17 protein-coding genes are annotated in these 16,473 nt (G+C 67.6%); 3 read left to right on the top strand and 14 right to left on the bottom strand.

Annotated features, from left to right (window positions below; genetic code table 11):
- Nucleotides 1–47: 47 nt before the first annotated feature.
- From AC1REK_RS09910 to AC1REK_RS09950, 9 genes are all read right to left on the bottom strand, one after another.
- The gene (locus AC1REK_RS09910) at nucleotides 48–1,037 is read right to left on the bottom strand and encodes a substrate-binding domain-containing protein (protein WP_492268176.1); all 990 of its coding nucleotides are present in this window, start codon (nucleotides 1,035–1,037) and stop codon (nucleotides 48–50) included.
- On the bottom strand, nucleotides 1,034–2,797 hold the full coding sequence (locus tag AC1REK_RS09915; RefSeq protein ID WP_492268175.1) for a thiamine pyrophosphate-binding protein: 1,764 nt from the start codon (nucleotides 2,795–2,797) through the stop codon (nucleotides 1,034–1,036). Before AC1REK_RS09915 ends, AC1REK_RS09910 begins: the two co-directional genes overlap by 4 nt.
- 37 nt (nucleotides 2,798–2,834) lie before the next feature.
- On the bottom strand, nucleotides 2,835–4,334 hold the full coding sequence (locus tag AC1REK_RS09920) for a tripartite tricarboxylate transporter permease (protein ID WP_492268174.1): 1,500 nt from the start codon (nucleotides 4,332–4,334) through the stop codon (nucleotides 2,835–2,837).
- Between the two features lie 7 nt (nucleotides 4,335–4,341).
- A complete protein-coding gene (locus AC1REK_RS09925) occupies nucleotides 4,342–4,839 on the bottom strand; it encodes a tripartite tricarboxylate transporter TctB family protein (protein WP_492268173.1) in 498 nt (165 codons plus the stop codon).
- Between the two features lie 58 nt (nucleotides 4,840–4,897).
- A complete protein-coding gene (locus AC1REK_RS09930; RefSeq protein ID WP_316018971.1) occupies nucleotides 4,898–5,869 on the bottom strand; it encodes a Bug family tripartite tricarboxylate transporter substrate binding protein in 972 nt (323 codons plus the stop codon).
- A gap of 70 nt (nucleotides 5,870–5,939) precedes the next feature.
- On the bottom strand, nucleotides 5,940–7,463 hold the full coding sequence (locus tag AC1REK_RS09935) for an aldehyde dehydrogenase family protein (RefSeq protein WP_492268172.1): 1,524 nt from the start codon (nucleotides 7,461–7,463) through the stop codon (nucleotides 5,940–5,942).
- A gap of 123 nt (nucleotides 7,464–7,586) precedes the next feature.
- Nucleotides 7,587–8,507, bottom strand: a complete 921-nt coding sequence (locus AC1REK_RS09940) for an NAD(P)-dependent oxidoreductase (RefSeq protein ID WP_492268171.1) — start codon at nucleotides 8,505–8,507, stop codon at nucleotides 7,587–7,589.
- Between the two features lie 37 nt (nucleotides 8,508–8,544).
- Nucleotides 8,545–9,153: a malonic semialdehyde reductase gene (locus tag AC1REK_RS09945; RefSeq protein ID WP_492268170.1), complete on the bottom strand. Its 609-nt coding sequence runs from the start codon at nucleotides 9,151–9,153 to the stop codon at nucleotides 8,545–8,547.
- A 96-nt stretch (nucleotides 9,154–9,249) separates the two neighbouring features.
- Nucleotides 9,250–10,227 carry a LysR substrate-binding domain-containing protein gene (locus tag AC1REK_RS09950; protein WP_316018975.1) on the bottom strand — a complete coding sequence of 326 codons (978 nt, stop codon included), beginning with the start codon at nucleotides 10,225–10,227 and terminating at the stop codon, nucleotides 9,250–9,252.
- Nucleotides 10,228–10,515: 288 nt separating this feature from the next.
- Here AC1REK_RS09950 and AC1REK_RS09955 point away from each other — a divergent pair, with 288 nt between their 5' ends.
- The 3 genes from AC1REK_RS09955 to pqqC all read left to right on the top strand — a co-directional run bounded on the left by AC1REK_RS09955 (nucleotide 10,516) and on the right by pqqC (nucleotide 12,606).
- Nucleotides 10,516–10,785 (top strand): hypothetical protein, encoded by a 270-nt coding sequence (locus AC1REK_RS09955; RefSeq protein WP_492268169.1) that lies wholly within the window; start codon nucleotides 10,516–10,518, stop codon nucleotides 10,783–10,785.
- A gap of 205 nt (nucleotides 10,786–10,990) precedes the next feature.
- Nucleotides 10,991–11,878: a pyrroloquinoline quinone biosynthesis protein PqqB gene (gene pqqB, locus AC1REK_RS09960; protein ID WP_492268168.1), complete on the top strand. Its 888-nt coding sequence runs from the start codon at nucleotides 10,991–10,993 to the stop codon at nucleotides 11,876–11,878.
- Nucleotides 11,875–12,606, top strand: a complete 732-nt coding sequence (gene pqqC / locus AC1REK_RS09965) for a pyrroloquinoline-quinone synthase PqqC (RefSeq protein ID WP_492268167.1) — start codon at nucleotides 11,875–11,877, stop codon at nucleotides 12,604–12,606. Before pqqB ends, pqqC begins: the two co-directional genes overlap by 4 nt.
- A gap of 48 nt (nucleotides 12,607–12,654) precedes the next feature.
- Here the strand turns inward: pqqC and pqqE are convergent, their stop codons facing one another.
- The 5 genes from pqqE to AC1REK_RS09990 all read right to left on the bottom strand — a co-directional run bounded on the left by pqqE (nucleotide 12,655) and on the right by AC1REK_RS09990 (nucleotide 16,227).
- A complete protein-coding gene (gene pqqE, locus AC1REK_RS09970) occupies nucleotides 12,655–13,725 on the bottom strand; it encodes a pyrroloquinoline quinone biosynthesis protein PqqE (RefSeq protein ID WP_492268214.1) in 1,071 nt (356 codons plus the stop codon).
- 56 nt (nucleotides 13,726–13,781) lie between these two features.
- The gene (gene pqqD, locus AC1REK_RS09975) at nucleotides 13,782–14,075 is read right to left on the bottom strand and encodes a pyrroloquinoline quinone biosynthesis peptide chaperone PqqD (RefSeq protein WP_492268166.1); all 294 of its coding nucleotides are present in this window, start codon (nucleotides 14,073–14,075) and stop codon (nucleotides 13,782–13,784) included.
- 207 nt (nucleotides 14,076–14,282) lie between these two features.
- Nucleotides 14,283–14,468 (bottom strand): pyrroloquinoline quinone precursor peptide PqqA, encoded by a 186-nt coding sequence (pqqA, locus tag AC1REK_RS09980; RefSeq protein ID WP_390893370.1) that lies wholly within the window; start codon nucleotides 14,466–14,468, stop codon nucleotides 14,283–14,285.
- A gap of 80 nt (nucleotides 14,469–14,548) precedes the next feature.
- Nucleotides 14,549–14,860, bottom strand: a complete 312-nt coding sequence (locus AC1REK_RS09985) for a c-type cytochrome (protein WP_327522760.1) — start codon at nucleotides 14,858–14,860, stop codon at nucleotides 14,549–14,551.
- Between the two features lie 113 nt (nucleotides 14,861–14,973).
- Nucleotides 14,974–16,227 carry a PQQ-dependent sugar dehydrogenase gene (locus AC1REK_RS09990; protein ID WP_492268165.1) on the bottom strand — a complete coding sequence of 418 codons (1,254 nt, stop codon included), beginning with the start codon at nucleotides 16,225–16,227 and terminating at the stop codon, nucleotides 14,974–14,976.
- Nucleotides 16,228–16,473 lie beyond the last annotated feature (246 nt).

Genomic DNA, 16,473 nt, shown 5'->3' on the forward strand with positions numbered 1-16,473 from the left:
TGATCGGGACCGCCGGGGCACGCGGGGCGGTCCCGGCATGCACGCGTCTAGAGGTCGAGCGGGAAGATCTCGCTGACGCCGAGCTGCCGGTCCACGATGCCCTGCTCGAAGGAATAGCGCGCCATGGCTTCGATCGCCTTGCGGTTGGGCTCGATGCCATAGGCCCAGTAGTCCGTCCCCATCACCGCTTCGGTCTCGCGCAGCGCCGCCTCCTGCCAGGGCAGCATCGCCGTGTCATAGGCGTATTGATGCAGCTCATGCGCAGCGAAGGCCTTCGCCTCCTCGAAGGCGGCAGCGAGCGCCGGAGAGAGTTCGGGATGGCGCTCCGCCACATCCTCGCGGATGCCGATCAGGTGCATCGGCGGGAAGAGACCGGTCTTGCGGTAGTAGGCCTTTTCCGCCGCGGGGACGTCGGCGAAGAGGCGCCTGATCGCAGGGTGGCCGGCGGCGAAGGCCTGCGGGGCGCGTGGCGCGATGATCGCATCGAGCTTGCCGTCGAGCAGCCATTGCCAGAGCGTCTCGCCGGCCGGCAGTCGCGTCGCCCGAAAGTGCGGAGGCAGGTTGACCGGCACCTTCTCCTCCCGTCCGGGCGCATCGATGCCGCCCATGATCCAGTGGATCGCCTCCGGCCGGACGCCGTACTCGTCCGCCAGCAGCCCGCGCACCCAGACATTGGCGGTAAGCTGGTATTCCGGCACGCCGACGCGGCGGCCGGCGAAATCCTCGGGTCGCTCGATGCCGGAATCCCCTCGCACATAGAGCGCGCTGTGGCGGAATTTTCGCGAGACGAAGAGTGGCAGGCCGAGATAGCGGCAGCTGCCGCGCGAACGCAGCAAGAGATAGGTCGAGAGCGACATCTCGGTGATGTCGAACTCGCCGCCGAGCATGCCGCGCAGGAAGACCTCCTCGGGCGGCAGGATCGACCAGTCGAGCGCAAAGCCCTCGGGCCGGACCACGCCGGCGATCAGCGGCCAGGTCCGGTCATAGGCGCCGCAGCCGACGCTGAGGCGTGGCGTGGCTGGATCATGCTGGCTCATCGGTCGGAATAGCCCGGGACGATCAGCGCATCGATGATGTAGCGGCCGCCGGCGGCGACCACGGCCGCGCCGCGTTCGAGCTCGGCGATCAGCTCGTCGACGCTGCGCACCGGCGCGCCGCCTTCGAAGCCCTGCGAGCGCGCGAGCCCGATCAGGTCGGGCGGCGGATCGTCGAGCCGCTGGCCGATCCACTTGTTCTCGACCGGCCGGCCGCGCTGGCGGGCCATGCGCTCCTGATGAACCTCGTCGTTGAAATAGGAACGGTTGTTGGCGATCACGAGCAGCAGCGGCACGCGCTGGTGCGACGCCGTCCACAGCGCGTTGACGCCCATCAGATAATCGCCGTCGCCGATGACGCCGATGGTCATTCGGCCGCTGTCGCGCAGCGCGATCGCGGCGCCGATGCTGTGCCCGGGCCCGGTACCGACCGCGCCGCCGCCATCCTTGCCGAGGAAGTCGAGCGGGGTGCGGAAGCGGCAGGCGCTGCGCGGCCAGCCGAAGGAGAGCCGCGCGAAGGTGATCTCGCGATCGCCTGCGAACTCCGAGAGCGTGAAGGCGAGCTGCTCGGAGTTGAAAACCGCACTGCGGTCCGGCCCCGTCGGCGCGCCCAGCGTCCAGTGCTGGTCAGCCGGGATGAGCGGTGCGGCCGGGCTCCAGTCGGCACCGGCGGCCTCCAGAAGCTGCGCCACGAAGCGGTCGGGATCGGCCGCCACCCTGACATCGCTCGCCGGCAGGGCCTGATGGTCCATGCTCCAGCCATTGGCGACATGGCCGTCGAGCGAGCAATGCACGATCGGGATATCCAGCGGCTTCTGCGTCTGCGAGGCGCCGCAGCGGGCACTGAGGAAGCCCGCGAGGTCGTGCCAGTCGAGGCTGATGATCGCATCGGCTGCGCGCAGCAGCGCCATTTCCGCCTCGTTCGGCCGCTCACCGACCGGCGCCAGCCCGTGCAGGGCATGCTCGGTCGGGAAACCGGGCGCGTTGTGCGTCGTGGTCAGCACCGTCGCGCCCAGGCGTTCGGCCAGCGCGATGCGGCGCTGCCAGTCGGCGCAGCCGCGCGAGACCCGGCCGACGAGCAGGACAGGCGCTTTTGCGGCGCGCAGGATCGCGAGCGTCGCGGCGATATCCTCCGCCGGCGCGGCGGCAGGGCGGGGCGGGGCGAAGCGGCGCACATCCGGCACGGCGACCTCGCGGTCGAGCCGGGCCTCCTGCATCTCGGCGTCGAGGCAGACATAGACCGGGCCGGTCGGCGCCGTGCGGGCGATCTGGTCGGCCCGCAGCAGCGATTCCACCGCAGCCTCGGCCGAAGCCGGCTGGTCGTCCCATTTCGTGTAGTGGCGCACCAGCGCGCCCTGGTCGCGCGCGGTGTGGATCCAGTCGATCCAGGGCCGACGGCGATGGGCGTCGACCGGGCCGGTGGCGCCGATTATCAGCATCGGCCGGCGGTCGCACCAGGCGTTGAAGATCGTCATCGTGGCGTGCATCAGCCCGACATTGGAGTGCAGGATCACCGCCATCGGCTCCTGCGCCACGCGCGAGAAGCCGTCGGCGATGGCGACCGCATGCTCCTCGTGCAGGCAGACGATCATCGCCGGGTCGTGATTGCCGAGATGGTTCACCAGGCTGTCGTGCAGGCCGCGGAAGCTCGCCCCCGGCACCAGCGCGACATGGCGGTAGCCCAGTGCCCTGATGGTCTCGGCGACGACGTCGCTGCCCCACCGTTCCGTCGTCGTCGCCGCGGTGCCCGTCTCGCTATGCATGTTGCTGTCCATGGTTCTGTCGCGGCTTCGGCCGCGCCTATTCGCTGAAGACCTCGTCGCGGCCCTTGCGGATCGCCGGGAGGACGGCGACCGTGAGCATCGCGAGCGCGATCACGATGAGGATGGCGGCGATCGGCCGCTCGACGAAGGTCATGAGATTGCCGCGCGAGATCATCAGCGCCTGGCGGAGGTTCTCCTCCATCATCCGGCCGAGCACGAAGCCGAGCGTCAGCGGCGCCGGCTCGAAGCCGAACTTGGTCAGCCCGTAGCCGAAGACGGCGAGCGCGCCCATGATCAGGATGTCGGCCGGCTCACTGTTGATCGAGTAGACGCCGATGCAGCAGAAGATCACGATGCCGACGAACATCAGCCGGTAGGGCACCTTCAGCAGCTTCACCCAGAGCCCGACCATCGGCAGGTTGATGACGAGCAGCATAAGGTTGCCGATCCACATCGAGGCGATCAGGCCCCAGAACAGATCCGGCATCTTGGTCATGATCTGCGGCCCGGGCACGATGCCGTGGATCGTCATCGCGCCGACCATCAGCGCCATCACCGCGTTCGGGGGGATGCCGAGCGTCAGCAGCGGGATGAAGGAGGTCTGAGCGCCGGCATTGTTCGCGGATTCCGGCCCCGCGACGCCTTCGATGGCGCCACGGCCGAAGCGCCGCGGCTCGCGGGCGAGCTTCTTCTCCAGCGTATAGGAGGCGTAAGGGGCGAGCACGGCGCCGTTGCCTGGCAGGATGCCGAGGATCGAGCCGAGCAGGGTGCCGCGCACGATCGGCTTGGCCGAGGCGCGCAACTCGTCGCGGCCGGGCAGGAGGCGGCCGATCTGGGTGTCGCGGACCTTGCGGGCCTCGCCATGCTCCAGGCTGCGGAAGACCTCGGCGATGCCGAACAAACCCATGCCGAGCAGCGCGATCTCGATGCCGTCGGCGAGCCAGGTGGCGCCGAAGGTCAGGCGGAGCTGGCCGGTGGTCAGGTCCGGGCCGACGGTCGAGAGCAGCACGCCGACCAGGATCATGATGATCGCCTTGAGCACCGAGCCGCGCGCCAGCAGCACGGCGAAGGCGAGGCCCATCAGCATCAGCGCGAAATACTCGGCCGGGCCGAAGATCAGGGCGATTCCGGCGAGCGGCGCGGCGAGCGCGGCGATGACCAGCGTCGCCACCGTGCCGGCGATGAAGGAGCCGATCGCCGAGATGCCCAGCGCGATGCCGGCGCGGCCCTGCCTGGCCATCTCGTGGCCGTCGATGGCGGTGACGACCGCGCTCGACTCGCCGGGAATGTTGAGCAGGATCGAGGCGGTGGAGCCGCCATATTGTGCACCGTAATAGATGCCGGCCAGCATGATCAGCGCTGCCGTCGGATCGAGCCCGAAGGTCAGCGGCAGCAGGATCGCGATCGTCGCGATCGGCCCGATGCCGGGCAGCACGCCGATCAGCGTGCCGAGCATGCAGCCGGCGAAGCAGAGCGCGATATTGGTCGGCGACAGCGCGATGCCGAGGCCGAGGCCGAGATTCTGGACCAGTTCCATGCCCGCCTCAGAGATTGATCGAGAATGCCGGCAGGACTAGCATCGGGATCGGCTGGTTGAGCGCGAAGCGGAACAGCAGCGCGCAGGCCAGCGTCATCACCAGAGCGAAGATCACGAGCTCGCGCGGCCTGACCTCGCGCGAGCCGAAGCCCGCGACGATCATGGCGAGCGGCGCCGCCACGATGAAGCCGGGCTGGCGGATCGTCGCCGCGAACAGCACGATGCCGGCGAGCACGAAGGCCGGGCCGCGCAAATGCCAGCGCTCCAGTGCGTCGCCCTCCTGGGTGAAGCCCATGACCACCAGTACGGCGCCGAAGAGGCCGATCGCGGCCGCCGTCCAGCGCGGCACCATCGCCGGGCCCATCACCCGCAACGTGCCCTGCGAGAGATTGCCGAGCATCCAGACGACGAAGAGCGCCGCGCCGATCAGGATCAGTCCGGACACGAGGTTCTGCGGCGAACGGACCGCCAGTCTCGCGCCGGAGCCATGCTGGGACTGGTTCATGGCTGGCTCGCCCTGATCGAGGAATGAGGCTTGTGCGGCAGTTGCGCGGGCGCGGAGGTCATTCGACGGTCACGCCGACGGCCTGCACCATCTCGCCCCATTTGCGCACCTCGTCCTTGAGATAGGCGGCGGTCTGCGGAGCCGAGCGGGTATGGAGCAGATAGCCCATGCCGAGCAGCTTCTGCTTGGTCTGCGGGTCGTTGACGATCTCGGTGATGGCGGCGTTGAGCTGCTCGATGATGGCCGGCGGCGTCTTGGCCGGGGCGAAGATGCCGACCCAGGATTCGGCGACGAAGGGATAGCCGGCTTCCGTGTAGGTCGGCACGTCAGGCATCGCCGCGACGCGCGTCTCGCTTGCGACGGCGAGGCCCTTCAGCTTGCCCTCGACGACCTGCGGGATGATGCCGAAGGAGGAGGCGACCATGTCGACCTGGTTGCCGAGCGCGGCCTGCACAGAGAGGGCGCCGCCGCGGAACGGGATATGGGTGGCGGGCTGCTTGGCCAGCGTCTTCAGGAAATACTCGGTCGCCAGATGCGAGCCTGAGCCGACGCCGGCGCTGGCGAAGGTAACCTCGTTGCCCTTCGCCCAGGCGAGATAGTCCTTCAGCGTGCCGGGCTTGGAAGGGTGGGTCGCGATGCTCTCGGGCGAGGAGGCGGCGATCGCCACCGGCACGAGCTGGTCGAGCGCGTAGTCACGCTTCTTGTAGAGGGTCTCGTTGATCGCGATCGCGGTGGAAGTGACGAGCAGGTTGAGCCCGTCCGGCTTGGCGTTGGCGATCAGGGCCGCGGCGGTGTTGCCGCCGGCTCCGGCCCGGTTCTCGACCGTGACCGCCTTGCCCCATTTCTCGTTGAGCTTCTGGCCCACGATACGGGCGAAGGTGTCGACGAAGCCGCCGGCTGCGAAGGCCACCGTCATGTTGATCCGGTCCGAGGGGTAGGCCGGCGCCTGGGCGGAGCCGGGTGCCGTCGAGATCGCAAGCATGGCGGCGGCGGAAAGCAGGCAGGCGAAGCGTCCACGGAGCTGGCGCATGTTCTTCTCCCTTTCAGATTGCGGTCTGGCAGCTCTCTTGCGGAGCCTTCGTCGGTAAAAGTCTGCAAATTCAGGCTCTTGCGGGCCGCTTGAGGTTCACGTGGATGTGCTTTTCCTGCGTGTAGCTCAGCAGCTCCTCGAGGCATTCCTCGCGCCCGAGACCGGACTGCTTGTAGCCGCCGAAGGGCGTGCCGAGGAAATGCCGCGAGACCTCGTTGATCCAGACGAAGCCGGCCTGGACCTCGGCGGCGAGGCGGTGGGCATCGCGCACATCATTGGTCCAGATCGAGCAGGTCAGCCCGTATTCGACGCTGTTGACCGTCTCGAGCATGCTCGCCTCGTCGCTCCAGCGAAACACGGCGAGCACCGGTCCGAAGACCTCCTCGCGGGCAAGGCGCATCGCCGGCGTCACCTCGGTGAACACTGTCGGCTCGACGAAATTGCCCTTGGCCAGCGCAGGATCCTGCGGACGCCCGCCGCCGCAGAGCAGCTTTGCGCCTTCCGCCTTGGTGTCGGCGATGAAACCCATCACCTTGTCGAGCTGCTGCCGGCTGATGATCGCGCCCATGGTGGTCGCCGGGTCGGACGGGTCGCCCGGGCGGAAATGCTTCACGCGCTCGGCAATCCGCTCGACGACCGCGTCGTGAATGGATTCATGCAGGAAGGCGCGGCTGGTCGAGCCGCAGGACTGGCCGCACCAGATGAAGTTCATGCCGGCAACGACGGCGGCCGCGACCTCGTCGGGATCGGCGTCGGCGAGCGCGACGAGCGCGTTCTTGCCGCCGAGCTCGAGCAGCACCGGCTTGATCGTGTCGGCGCCGGCCTTCATTACGGCCCGGCCGGCCTGGACGCTGCCGATCAGCGAGATCATCGCGACATCGGGGTGCGAGGCCAGCGCCGCCCCCGCATCGCGGCCGCCGGGCAGGACGCTGAAGACGCCCGGCGGCAGCAAGCCCTCGATCAACTCGGCGAAGCGCAGCGAGCTCAGCGGCGCCTGATCCGGCGGCTTGACGATGACGGTGTTGCCGGCGGCGAGGGGCGCTGCCGATTTGGCGGCGCAGAACATGAAGGGGTGGTTGAACGGGATGATGCGGCCGATCACGCCGCGCGGCTCGCGCACCGAGAAATTCACCGAGTCCCGGCCGAGCGGAACCGACTGGCCCTTCATCTCGGTGACGAGCCCGGCGAAGAAGTCGAGCTGCGCGGCGGCATTGGCGACGTCGCCGAGCATCTCGTGGACCGGGTTGCCGCCGTCGATCGCGTCGATCAGGGCGAGTTCGCGAGCATTGGCCCTGACGATCTCGGCGATCCGCCGCAGGATCTTGGCGCGTTCCGCCGGCGCGACATTGCGCCAGACGCGGTAGGCGGCCTTCGCGGCCTTGACCGCCGCATCGACATCGCCTGCCGTGGCCTGCGCGACCTCGCCGAGCGAGGCGCCGGTCGCCGGGTTGAAGAGTTCGAGCATCTTGCCGCCGGCCGAGTGCCAGTCGCCGTTGAAATAGAGCTGGCGGTTCCGCGGCAGGACGTCGGTGGGGGCCGCGCCCTTCGCCGGATCATGCGGCTCGCGGCGATCTGCGGCGATCGGCTGGCTCATCTCATCTCTCTCCCTGTTCGCGGCGGGCACCTTGCGTCCATGCGACGGGCACCTCGAAATTCTTGGTTCTGACCTGGGTACCGGGTTGCGGCGGGCAGGTCTTCGCCCGGTCTCGGGTTCGATCTATAACTTTTGAGAATACCCGCCGTTTGGAGCGGTCGCGCCGAGCGCGTCCTCGACCTTTTCGAGCATCGCGAGCCCCTCTTCGGGGCCGAGCTGCAGCCCGAGCCTGCCGAGCCGCTCCTGCTGGACGACGACGCCCTCGGTCACGGCCGGATCGAGGCCAAGCTCGCGCAAGGTGAGTGCCACTTCGCGCATCTCGGCGGCCCGCCTGACCCCATGCTGGAGCATGCGGCTGACATTGTAGGGAACCGCCACCGGCCAGTCGAAACCGGGATAGCTGCGCCCGAGCGAGGCGAGGATCGTCTCCTCGACGCCGGCCTTGTGCGCAGCCATGAAGCACTCGTAGCTCAATGCCTCCAGCCCCTTCACCATGACGCTGCGGACCATCTTGATGGTCGTCGCCGCGCCGATCTCGTCGCCCGCCTTGGCGAGGCTCATCCCGAACTCGCCGAAGATCGCGATGAAGCGCTCGCCGGCCTCGCCCGCGACCAGGCAGGGCGTGGCATGGCGCTTGGGATGGACCGGCGCCATGATCGCCAGGTCGAGATAGGCGCCGGGGCGAGCGAAGAGCGCGGCGGCTTCGCGTTTGCGGCCCGGCGAGACCGAATTCACATCGACGAAGACCTGTCCGTCCGCGAGATGCGTCGCAGCCGCGCGCGCCGCTTCGATGCTGGAGGCGGCTGTCACCGCCGAGAACACGAAGTCGGCGCCGGAGAGCGCCTCGGCCAGGCTGGGGGCCAGGCGAACGCCGAGCCTTGCGGCGGGCTCGCGGACCCGAGCCTCCTCGCTTGCAATGTCGTAGGCGGCGATGTCGCGAAGGCCGGCCTCGATCAGGCCGCCGGCAAAGGCCTGGCCGGCCTCGCCGAAGCCGATGAAGCACAGGCGCGGCCGATTGGCGCGATCGGGGACGGGTTGGTCCATGGCTCGGTCCTTTCGCTGGCGAGCGGCGAAGCGCTGGTCAGAGGATCTGGCAGACGTCGTCGAAGGCGAAGCGGGCGGCCCGCGGCCTCACGCCGGACGGGTCGCCGTAGCCGATATTGATTAGGAAGTTGGACTTGATCTGTCCGCCCGGGAAGAACTCCTCGTCGACGACATCGTGCAGGAAGCCCGACATCGGCCCGCAATCGAGGCCGAGCGCACGCGCCGCCATCAGCAGATAGGCACCCTGCAGCGTCGCATTGCGGAAGGCCGCACGGGTCGCGAGATCGGGATCGGCGAGATAGCCCGCCCGGCGGTCGACGGCATGCGGGGCCAGGAGTTCGAGATGGTCGAAGAAGCGGTTGTCGATGCCGAGGATGGCGGTGACCGGCGCCGCCATCGTCTTGTCGACATTGCCGGGCTTCAGGCCACGGCGCAGCCGCTGCTTGGCCTCGGGCGAGACGACGAAGACGATGCGCTGCGGGCTGATATTGTTGCTGGTCGGCGCCATGCGGGAGAGCGCGTGCAACTCGCGCAGCTGCGCCTCCGTGACGGGGCGGGGCAGCCAGGCGTGATGGGTGCGCGCCTCGCGGAAGAGCAGGTCCAGGCTCCGCTCGGAGAGTGTTTCGCGTGAGGTCTCTTGCAGCATGCCGGCTCGCCCTGGGATCGATGGCGGCAGGCTAGCGGCGGGGGCGGCGCGAAGTCTTCGGCGCGGCCTGGCGAAAAGCTATAAGCGCGGGGAATATCAGGCTGCGCTGACGGACGGCGCGGCCCCGTCATCGTCGAGCAGGCCGGTCGCCCGCAACTCGCGCAGATGCTCGCGCAATGCCGCGACCAGCGCCGCGACTGCGGCGGGGCGACGGCGGTTTCGAAGGGTGATGATCCCGGCCGGCCGGCTGCTCGAGGCCATAGCGACCGGAAGGATCTGCACCGCCCCGCGCCCGAGATCGCCCGCGAGCATCAGCCGCGGCAGCACCGTGACGTAGTTGCTCGACAGGATCAGCTCGCGGATGAACGAGATCGAGCTCGAGCGCAGCGGCGCGCCCGGCATGTCGAGGCCGGAATAGGCGATGACTGAATCGATCTCCTGGCCGAGCCGCTGTTCGAGCGAGGGCAGCACCAATCCGCAATCGGCGAGGCTCGCCGTCGCGGCTTCCGAGCCCTGCAGCAGCGGGTGACCGGCCCGCGCCAGTACCGAGATCGGCTCGTGATAGATCGTCTCGCGGTGGACGTCATGGGGCGTCTCGAGCTCGTAGAGCCGGCCGACGATCAGGTCGAGCTTGCCGCTTTCGAGCTGTGGCATCAGCTCGGCCGTCCGGCCCTGCACCAGCCGGATGTTGAGCTCGGGGTTCGAGGCGCGCAACCGGCCTAGCGTAGGCGGCAGCACGCTCGTCGCGGCGGTCGGCAGGGCGCCGATCACCAGCGTGCCGGCGCGGCCCTGCTCGATCAGGCCGACATCATCGGCGAGGCGCTCGACCAGCGACAGCATCGCGCGCCCCCGTTCGACGACGGCGCAGCCGAAGGGGGTGATCATCACCCCGCGCGCCGTCCTGTCGAAGATCTGGTGGCCGATGACCTGCTCGACATCCTGCACCGCCTTCGATACGGCCGGTTGCGTGATGCTGAGCGTGTGGGCCGCGGCGAGAAAGCTGCCCTGCTCGGCAACGGCGATGATGATCTCGATCTGCCGCAGCTTCAGACGGGCATAGAGCTGCGACCGCATGGCTTATCCCGAGCTCCCAGACCGACGCGGATAGCGGCGCATGTCTGGCAGGGTATCCGACGCGCCGCGAAAGACAAATTTGCAGAATGTGCGCTTTGATGAAGATGATTCATCTAACCGGCCGGGAAGCTCTGGCGAGCCAATCCTGTTTGGCCCGGTACTGAACAACCGCCAAGCGGGCCGGGCGAGGGGGCTGCTCAGGGCGGCACGGCACCCTGTAAGCGTCCTGTAAGCCGGCGAGGCTACAGCTTGCTCAACGACGGGCCTTGCCCGAGCAGGAGCAGGTTGATGAGCACGGAACGAAACAACATCCCGCTGAACGACGAGAGGTTGGAAGACGTGAACGGCGGCTACAATGTGTTGGACGGCCTGAGAAGGATAGGTCGGTCCGTCTCCGACAGTTCCGATAAGGGCAGAGCTCTCAGCAATGGGACGATTGGCGTCGCCAGCGCGGGCACCGTCGTCGGAGCCGTCGTCGGCGCGTTCAGCGGCATCACCAACGAGGTTGGCCTGGGCGTCAACGAGGCGGTCGGCGGCATCAAGCATCTGATGCGGTAGCGCCGTGCAATGGCGTGGGTGTTGAAGCAGAGGGCAAACAGCGCCTAGGCTAACGCTGGCGGCGCGAACGGCATGCCCGCGTTCATCGACACTTCGCACGATCGAAGGAGCCGGACATGTCCTGGGGCGAATGCGGGGCGAGGGGCCGGAGGCCGGGGCGTTCGCCCGGCGAGCCTGCAAGAAGGCGGCGATCCGAGGCGCGCCGGTGAAGGCCATCGTGCTCGGCGCCGCGGCCGGCGGCGGTTTCCCGCAATGGAATTGCGGGTGCCGGGTCTGTGCGGCGGCCTGGAACGGGGATCCCCGCGCCCCCTGGCGGACGCAGGCGAGCCTCGCGGTGAGCTTCGATGGCGCCGGCTGGACCCTGCTGAACGCTTCCCCCGATCTCGGTAGCCAGATCCGCGCGACGCCGGCCCTGTGGCCGCGCGGGGAGCGGCATTCGCCGATCGGCGCGGTCATCCTTAGCAGCGCCGAGATCGACCATGTCACGGGGCTGCTCAGCCTGCGCGAGCGACATGCGTTCGATCTGGTCGCGCTGCCGCCGGTTCTCGATGCGATCGCCGCCAATCCGATCTTCGCCGCGGTGCCGGCACGCCGCGTGGCCGCGAGCGCCTCGGCGCCAATCACGCTGGCCGACGGCCTCGTGGCGGAGCTGTTTCCGGTTCCCGGCAAGGCTCCGCTCTACCTCGAGGACCAGGATCCAAAGCTCGAATCCGAGGCCGGGGAAACGGCGGGCGTCAGGATCAGCGGTGGCGGGCGATCGATCGTCTACGTCCCGGGCTGCGCCGCCCTGTCCGACGATCTGCGCACCAGGGTGGACGGCGCGGACCTGCTGTTCTTCGACGGCACCTTGTTCACCGATGACGAGATGATCAGGGTCGGCGTCGGCCAGAAGACCGGCCGCCGCATGGGGCACATGCCGATCGCAGGCGACGATGGCTCGCTGGCTTGGCTTTCAGGGCTCCCGGTCGCGCGAAAAGTCTACATCCATCTCAACAACACCAATCCGGCGTTGATCGCGGGATCGCCGGAACGTCTGATGATCGAAGCGGCTGGTGTCGCGGTGGCCCATGACGGCATGGAGATCGAGCTGTGAGCGCTTTGCTATCGCCCGAGGAACTGGAACGGCGCCTGCGCGAGGTCGGCGAGGCGCGCTATCACGACAAGCATCCCTTTCATGCGCGGCTCCACTCCGGCCAGTGCAGCAAGGGCGAGGTCCAGGCCTGGGCGCTCAACCGCTTCACCTATCAGGCCCATATCCCGGTGAAGGACGCCTATCTGATCGCCCGGGCCAATGACCCCGCGCTCCGGCGGGCCTGGCGTCAGCGCCTCGTCGACCATGACGGCGACCATGATGGCGAGGGTGGCATCGAGCGCTGGCTGCGGCTCTGCGAAAGTCTGGGGCTGGCTCGCGCCGATGTGCAGGCCCATCGCGGCGTGCTGCCGGCGACCCGTTTCGCGGTCGAGGCCTATGTCAATTTCGTGCGCGAGCGGCCTCTGCTGGAGGCGGTCGCTTCCTCGCTGACCGAGCTGTTCTCGCCAAAGATCATCCGCAACCGCGTCGAAGGCATGCTGGCGCATTACGACTTCGTCAGCCCCGAGAGCCTGAGCTATTTCACCGCCCGTCCGGAGCAGGCGCGGCGCGATGTCGAGACCGCCCTCGGCTATGTGACGGTCCATGCCCGCACGCCCGCCGAGCAGCGCGCGGTGATCGCGGCGCTGGAGTTCAAATGTGACGTGCTCTGGGCGATGCTGGATGCACTGCATCACGCCTATGTCGCGCCCGGCCATGTTCCGCCCGGCGCTTTCGTGCCGGTGCCTTGACGGCGTTTCGGAGGAGCCAGGTTACTCCGGCTCAGAACGCTGTCTTCGTCAAACGCCCTGGTAGCCGCGGTAGATGAAGTCGCTGCGCTCGGAGGCAGCTTCTGCTTCCGCCAGCGCAACCAGCTTTTCGTGCAGCGGTGACAGGGAGCAGGCGGGGTCGGTCGCCGCCGCGTCCCCAGCCAGGGCCATGGCCTGGCAGCGGCAGCCACCGAAATCCTGCTCCTTGCGGGCGCAGCTGCGGCACGGCTCCTTCATCCAGTCCGTGCCTCGGAAGGCGTCGAACGCCGCGCCGCGATACCAGATCTCCGACAGGCTGGCCTCGCGTACACTGTCGAAGGCGAGCCCCGCGATCGTCTCGGCGGCATGGCAGGGCAGGGCGCGGCCCGAGGGCGTGACGTTCATCAGCCGTGCGCCCCAGCCGCCCATGCAGGCCTTCGGATAGCGGGCATAATAGTCGGGCAGCACGCTGTCGATGACAAGGCGCCCCACCGTGCGGCTCCGCGCCTCGTCGACCTGCACCATCGCGGTCTCGACCTGCTGGCGCGTCGGCATCAGCCTGGCGCGGTTGACGAGGCCCCAGCCGTAATACTGCACATGGGCGATCTCGATCCGCGCTGCGCCCCAGGCTTCGGCAAGCTCTACGAAGGCGGGAATTTCGTGCACGTTCTCGCGGTGGATGACGGCGTTCACGGTGAGGCGCAGGCCGAGCCGGGCAATGGCGGCCGCGACGATGCGCTTGCGCTCAGCAGCGCCCTCATAGCCGGCGACACGATCGCAGGTCCTGGCGTCGATCGCCTGTACCGAGAGCTGGATATGGTCGAGTCCGGCCTCGGCCACTGCGTCCAGCACGGCCGGCTGAAAGCCGACGCCGGAGGTGATCATGTTTGTGTAGAGCCCGGCATCACGCGCATGCGCGACGAGCTCGGCGATATCGCGCCGTAGCATCGGCTCGCCGCCGGAAAAGTAGATGTGCAGCACCCCGAGGGCAGCGGCTTCATCGATCAGCCGCTTCCACTCGGCAGTGGAGAGTTCCTGAGAGCGCCGGTCGAGTTCGAGCGGGTTGGAGCAATAGGGGCAGCGCAGGGAGCAGCGATGCGTCAGCTCCGCCAGCAGGCCCATGGGCGGCGGCAATGTCGGCCGGGCGGGCGTGGCTTGCGGGAGCGTCTCGACATCGCTCACAGATCAACCATCCTCTGATCGGCGAGGCCACGCAGAAACGCCATGACGTCGCCGGCGATCTCGTCGCGGTCCGCCTCGAACGCGGTCGCCAGTTCCTGCGCTATGGTCTCGACGCTGCGCTGGCCATCGACGCGCTTCAGGATCTCGAGCGCGATCTCGTCAGGTTCGAAGACGCGCTCAGGGCCGAGAAGGAACCATTGCTGGCGGCTCTCGTCGAAGCGCAAGCGAACGCCACGGGGCAAGGCCGGGACAAGGGTTGCGATATCGATATGCGTGACGTCGGCTTTCATGGGGCGGCGGCTCGCGCGAACTCGTCAAGCACCAGATCAGGCGACGATGCGGAACGCATCGCACAAAAGCGCGATGACCGGCCTCCCGGCTGTTTGGCGGAGGGGAGGCCGGTCCTCATGCCGCAACACTCATTGCTCGGCGCCAATCCGAGAAGGCGCCTCTGCGTCCCGCCTAGGACAATAGCTTTGGGCCGCTGAGCCGAAACGTCAGAGCTTGGCGGGAGCGTAGGACGTCACTTCGCAGCCGACCGTGACTTCGATGATCGTGGGCTTTTTCCACTTGCGCATGATCGGTATCTCCAGATCGTCGCCAGCTTTCGCTCGGGAAAGCAGGCGAAGGTTACACCCGGCACCAGCGTGTTGCAAACGAGGCCGACGGCCGGGCGGCGTCATCTCGCTGCGTCGACGAAGGACGAGCCGTCCTTCAACATCGGCCCGCGTCAGCTCCTCGCGGGGCCGACACTCAAGTCTCGCTACTGGGAGAGAATCCACTTCACGAGAATTTCGGCGTCTTCCGGCGAAACGGCCGGTTGCGGGGGCATCGGTGTTTGTCCCCAAACGCCGCCGCCGCCCTTCACGACCTTCTCGCTCAACGTCTTGATTGCGGCCTCGTCCTTTCCGTAGCGCTCGGCGACCGCCTTGAAGGCCGGACCGATCATCTTGCGTTCGAGGTGGTGGCAGGCCACGCAGTTCTTGCTCCTGGCGAGCTCCGGGCTCGCGACGGCGCTCGACGAGGTCAGAAGCACGACGAAGAAGGCTGTCGCGCATTGGCGAAAGTCAGGCATGGGCAGAATTCCCTCATGCGCGATCCGGATTGGACGGGATCGCAGGGGCGGCGCCTCAGCAGAGGACGGACCAGCCGCGCCGCCTGATCGGCGGGCGCGGCTGCTGTTCGCGCTCAGTTGGGCTTGAGCTGGTAGACGTCGCCCTGGTCGGTGGCCACGTACATGCTGCCGTCCGGCGCCTGCACGACTGACCGGAAGCGCCCGGCCGGCATCGGCAGGGATACCGTGGTGCGCTTGGCGGACGAGCCGTCAGGCGTGATGTCGAGCACGTCGAGCCGGTTGCCGACCGGTGTTCCATGGATGCCGATTCCCATGAAGGTCACCACCATCCGGCCGTTCCAGTCCTTCCACTGCGGACCGTTCAGGAATACGCAGGACGACATGCCCTGCGAGAGCATTTCGTTGTTCCAGGCCGGCTTCATCGCGTTGGGATAGGTCTTGGTGTCGGTCATCGGCATGAACGCCGAGCGATCCTTCGGATCCACCGCGCCCATCTGGTTCGGCGAGTAGCCGCAGTAGTTGTCGGGACAGTCGGCGCGTCCGGCCATATTGGGGCGCGGGTCCCAGCCGGCGTTGCCGCCGGCGGTGAGCGCCGTCACCTCGTCGCTGTGCCAGGGGCCGTTTTCCGCCGTGTAGGGCTGGTTCGTTCCGGGGCGGAAGCAGATGCCTTGCGGGTTCCGATGTCCATAGGTGAATATCCGTGGATCGAAGCCCTGCGGCGCATTGTTGCCGGGTGCGGCCTTGCCGTCCCGGTCGATGCGCAGGACCTTGCCACCCATGCGGGTCGGGCTTTGCGGCACCTCGCCATTATGGGTGTCGCCCGTCGTCACATAGAGAAAGCCGTCCCCGGGGCCGAAGCGCAGGCGCCCGCCATTATGCGCGCCGGGATCGCCGAAGGGATGGTTGCTGGGCAAGGGCTTGTAGGCGATGTCGGTGACGATATCCTGCCGGTTCGAGACCTTGGTCAGATCGGGATTGACCGTCAGCCGCAGCACCCGATTGGTTCCCGGTGCAGTCATGTTCGAAGCCGAGGCCACGTAGATGAAGCGGTTGGTGGCGAATTCCGGGTCGATCGCAACACCGTACATTCCAGCCTGACCACCGCAGAAGAGATCGGATGCGGTGTCAGGGTAGTTTTTGGAATCCTTGATGCCGAGCAAGGCGTTGATCTTGCCGGATGGTAGCCGGACCGAGAGTCCGCTGCACTTCTCGGTGAAGAACATTGTGCCGTCGGGTAGGAAGGCCATGTCCCAGGTCAGGTCGCGGCCGGACATCACGGTAGTGCTGGTGAGCCCGGGAGTTCCGCCGCTTTGGGCTGTTGCCATTCCAGGCAGGGCAACAGAGGCCAGTAGGGCATAGGGCAACACGAAGCGAACACGTCGAGTCATCGATGCTTCCTCCGAGTTAGTGAGCGTCCCCCTTGAAAGAAAGGCCCGCAATCAGCTGGACCTGGGCCGAAATCGTTGTTCGGCAGATCAATTATTATGCGAGCGACCAATCCTACGCAATATCGTTTCTCGCTGATCGCTGTTGCCGAATGCATGAAAGTGAAGGGGGGTCCTCTAGGTCAACGAGGCCTTTGTCGACGTTATTCTTAAGTCAATACTGGTTCT

This window comes from Allobosea sp. GW823-FHT02B03, assembly GCF_058797755.1.